Origin of the sequence: Rickettsia endosymbiont of Culicoides newsteadi, from assembly GCF_002259525.1 — a bacterium.
Taxonomy (GTDB): domain Bacteria; phylum Pseudomonadota; class Alphaproteobacteria; order Rickettsiales; family Rickettsiaceae; genus Tisiphia.
On record NZ_MWZE01000113.1, the window covers coordinates 1 to 3,506 of the forward strand.

A 3,506-nucleotide genomic window follows, 5' to 3' on the forward strand; every position below is an offset into this window, starting at 1 on the left:
AAAAAAACATTTATCACAGGCATTAACTCCTTGCAACTCCTATATCTCCTTTATTTTTTCTTATCCCTTATCCCGAATTGACGTTTATTGGAATTTTAAAACTGTACTTGAATCTTTTACAGCAACCTAATTAACCTGAATTCGATATAACAAGTTATTCCAAATTCGGTTATATACTCTTCTGCTTTGAAGAATTGGCTCCGCAAAACTTCGGGGTATTCGCGTGTTCACGTACTAGTTGTACGCTCCGCTCGCTCACCCCTTGTTTTACGTTCCAATTCTTCAAATCATTTGAGTATATCTATAATATAACAGATTTCTTTGCTCCACTAATAGCTGTTTTCATTATTTTTGCGATATTGCTTATTTTTTCATTTCCTAACTTAGTAATTATAGTCAATTCAGGAGAATTGGGTAGCAGGAACGATGGAGCAACGCCTATAAGTAATAGGCGAGCATTGAGCGACGACATCACCAACTTCCCATCAATTGACTATACTATTCTTGAACAAATTAATAATAGAGTACATTGTTATATAACACCCACCATAAATTTAGACCGATCCATTTTTTATAGGATAAAATAAAAATATTTTAATAAAAAATTACTTGACTATTTAAAGCAGGTTATATTTAATTATAATTGTAACTATTAAGGGTAAAAACGTCATTGCGAGGAGTGCGAAAACCTCACAACGAAGCAATCCAGGAAAGTAATTAGAAATAGATTGCTTCGACCATTACATGGATAGGGGTTACAGCTACCTTTTATTTTGATAGATTGGCAAAAGAATGTGGCGGTTATCCTCTAAGTCATAGGAGCATAGCTGTTTATAAGGGTTTAGCTAGTTAGTAAAAAACAATTATTTGAGTCAATTATGAGTAAATTTATTCAAGCGGATGGAAGAGTTATTTATACTCAGACTAGCTTAACGCAAGATCAGAAAAAAGCTGTTGGGTTACTTTCTATAGGAACGTTTCTTGAGTACTTTGATTTAATGCTATATATCCATATGGCAGTACTCCTTAATGAATTATTCTTTCCTAAATACGACCCTTTTACAACCTCTTTGCTTTCCGCTGCTGCTTTTTCTTCTACTTACATACTTAGACCTTTTGGAGCGTTATTGTTTGGCTTTATTGGTGATTATATCGGTAGAAAAATTGTAGTGATTATCACTACTTTTTTAATGGGTATTTCGTGTGTTGTTATTGCAACTTTGCCGACTTATTCTCAAATAGGGATTACTGCTTCTTGGGTACTTATAGCGTGTCGTATGATACAAGGTTTGGCGGCAATTGCTGAAGCACGTGGAGCAGAAATTTATTTAACAGAAAGTTCTAATCCACCTATTCAATACTCCTTAGTTGCTTTAATAACTGTATTTTCAGCTATAGGAACTACAGCGGCACTAGGAGTTGCATCAATTTTTACTAGTACACATATTTATCAAAATGAATCTAGCTGGCGTATAGCATTTTGGGTAGGAGCAGGAATTGCCTTAGTTGGTTCTGTTGCTAGAACTAGTTTAAAGGAAGCCACTGAATTTATGGATAAAAAAACTAAGTTAAAACATAGGCTTATAGATAATGGTATTGAGTTTAAAGAGGTGGATAAAGAGTTTATTGATCAACACGTACCAATTTTGACTTCAATTGCATATTTTTTTATCCAATGTGCCAGACCCCCATGCTTCTATTTTGTTTATATATATTGTGGAGATATATTAAAGCAAAAATGTGGTTTTTCAGCTAATCAGGTCATTAGCCAAAACTTCTTGGTATCTTTAATAGACTTATTTGGAATAATTATGCTTGCTTATATTAGTTATATAATACATCCCTTAAAGATACTTAAAGCAAAGCTCTATTTATTCTTTGCCTCAGTTATTTCATTCCCTATAGTATTGTCATATACTCATAATTCAACTTATGTATTTATTTTTCAATGTTTAGCTGCTTTATTTGTATTTGACCATGTACCTGCAGCACCAATATTTTATAAATATTTTCCTGTCTTTAGAAGGTTTACGTATACTAGTTTTTTAAGTGCTATAGCAAAATTACTCACTTATTTTATAACATCGTTTGGTTTAGTATTTACTACAAAGTATTTAGATTATTGGGGATTATTTTTAATTCTTGTACCGGTGGGCATAGCTTTTTTCATAGGAGTGTCTTATTTTGAAAAAATGGAATGCCAGAAAGTTTAAACGGTTTGTTAAAAATAAAAAGATTATCGGAAGTTTGTTTTAATGTTGGTTTGTTCATACAACATTTGTCATATAAAATTTCACAGAGCCATGGCATTTCTACTATTTCACATATAACTAGGAAATGTTGTAAAGTTTCCTTAATTATCTTTTTAGCTTTTTCCTGAGATTTAGCACTAATAGTCTGTATATTATGAAGTAGATCAAAAAGCTTAATTATCAAGGTATCATATTTTTTTTGTTGATATAATAATTTCATTATTTCAGCTGAGCTAATCTTACGTCCGTCTTCTTTTATCCTTGTAATATCCATAACCTGACTAGCAACCTGTTCTCCAAAAATGCTTGCAATCATACTTTTGGAAAGTTCTGTATCCTCTATAGTATCTTGCAGTATGCTAGTAACAATAATATCAGTTCTAAAAAGATAATCAGAAGTCATATACGCTACCTCTATTGGATGCGAATAATAAGGTTCACCTGATTGTCGCATTTGACTACCATGGTATTTTTTTGCATAATAAATAGCTTTTTTGACTTCTTTAATATCTATTGGTCGGTTTACTTCCTGGTTCATCTGCATTAGTTTAGTTAGTAACCTATCATCATATTTACAATTTTCGTATTTGACTTCCCAATCATTAATATCTTCCATTTAAGTATCCATTCCATTATTTTAACAATAAAGTAAATAATAACTAAAAATAAAAATTCTTGCAATAGTTTATTATATATTAGTTTAAAAAAAAGAGTGATTTTTATACTTTGCTATATTTAACTCACCTTACGCATAAACCCCATGACAATTTAAAAATTCCGGAACAAGTACAAAACGTCATTGCGAGGAAGACCGTAGGTCGACGAAGCAATCCACAAAATTAACCAAAAATGGATTGCCACGACCTACTTGCGCGGTCTCGCTAATAGCGAAAAAGCTATCTAAAATCCGCTCCACCTTCTAACTTTCAACAGTTGTGACGCTGATGCAATGACGCCAAGCTATTTTCTATATGACTTTTAAATGCCATGCGTAAGGTGAGTATTTAAGTTACATCCCGTTACAATGCCATTATATCAAAATTATCCCATAGATGATTGGACTTCCCCATTAACTCATAATAATCTTCGCATAGGATTATTGCGCTCTCAGTTCTGTCCAAATAGTCTCTTATATAACCATGATACTTTATTCCCTTAAATAATACTAGGTTCTGTTGACAAAATTTTATGTTAAGTTATCAGAGTAGAATAAAGAAGTTGCAATAGTAAGAAGAAATGGTAGTTTCTAGTTAT

The 3,506-nt window shown here is 32.1% G+C and carries 3 protein-coding genes; 2 read left to right on the top strand and 1 reads right to left on the bottom strand.

Annotation, left to right across the window (positions count from 1 at the left end):
- The first annotated feature begins 410 nt into the window (after nt 1–410).
- A complete protein-coding gene (locus tag RiCNE_RS08125) occupies nt 411–587 on the top strand; it encodes a hypothetical protein (protein ID WP_239832746.1) in 177 nt (58 codons plus the stop codon).
- Nucleotides 588–878: 291 nt separating this feature from the next.
- On the top strand, nt 879–2,213 hold the full coding sequence (locus RiCNE_RS06350; protein WP_094649736.1) for an MFS transporter: 1,335 nt from the start codon (nt 879–881) through the stop codon (nt 2,211–2,213).
- Here RiCNE_RS06350 and RiCNE_RS06355 read toward each other — a convergent pair.
- On the bottom strand, nt 2,167–2,868 hold the full coding sequence (locus RiCNE_RS06355; protein WP_094649737.1) for an HD domain-containing protein: 702 nt from the start codon (nt 2,866–2,868) through the stop codon (nt 2,167–2,169). The two genes, RiCNE_RS06350 and RiCNE_RS06355, sit on opposite strands and share 47 nt — an antisense overlap.
- Nucleotides 2,869–3,506: the final 638 nt, after the last annotated feature.

Excerpts from the sequence above, each read along its gene's own strand:
- RiCNE_RS06350 (WP_094649736.1), top strand. The coding sequence starts at position 879 with ATGAGTAAATTTATTCAAGCGGATGGAAGAGTTATTTATACTCAGACT.
- RiCNE_RS06355 (WP_094649737.1), bottom strand. The coding sequence starts at position 2,868 with ATGGAAGATATTAATGATTGGGAAGTCAAATACGAAAATTGTAAATAT.